1 pseudogene is annotated in these 798 nt (G+C 57.9%); it reads left to right on the forward strand.

The annotated features are described in order from the left end of the window. Positions 1–703, forward strand: a pseudogene (locus FGE21_RS19900) (IS3 family transposase); the annotation flags it as partial. Between the last annotated feature and the right edge of the window lie 95 nt (positions 704–798).

Consider the following 798-nt stretch of genomic DNA (forward strand, 5'->3'; position numbering starts at 1 on the left):
CGCCGCTGACACGCTGGCGATGATGAAAGAGATCGACCGCGTCTTCACCAGATACCCGTTCTTCGGGTCACGCCAGATCGCGGCCTATCTGCGCCGGGAAGGGATTATTGTCGGGCGTCATCGCGTCAGAAGGCTGATGGCAAAGATGGGCTTGGAAGCAATCTACAAACGGCCCAGAACCAGCCAGCCGCATCCCCAGCATCCGGTCTATCCGTATCTGCTGAGGAAGATGCAGATCGACCGACCGAACCAGGTCTGGTGCGCCGACATCACATTCGTCCCGGTCAGGAATGGCTTCCTGTATCTCGTGGCGATCATGGATTGGGCGACGCGCAAAGTCCTGAGCTGGAGGCTTTCAAACACGATGCACGCCGACTTCTGCGTCGATGCGCTGAACGAAGCTATCGCCAAATACGGCCCGCCCGAGATTATGAATACGGATCAAGGATCGCAGTTCACCGGATCGGCCTGGATCACGACGCTGACCGAGACAGGCGTGCGCATCTCAATGGATGGGCGGGGCCGCTACCTCGATAACATCTTCATCGAACGGCTGTGGCGGTCGCTGAAGCAGGAGGCGATCTATCTCGAAGAGATCAGCGACGGCTTCCAGGCTCGACGCGTCATCAAGGACTGGATGGCATTCTACAACACCGAGCGGCCCCATTCCGCGCTTGATCGGCAGACGCCCGACGACGCATATTGGGCGGGCTTGGAAGAGCAAAAAGCAGCATGAAACCTAGACACGATACACCTTAGAAACGCCGCAAAACTGTCCGAAAAGCTGGGACCACTTCA

The organism is Phaeobacter sp. B1627, from assembly GCF_006265095.1.
In the GTDB taxonomy this organism is placed as follows: domain Bacteria; phylum Pseudomonadota; class Alphaproteobacteria; order Rhodobacterales; family Rhodobacteraceae; genus Epibacterium.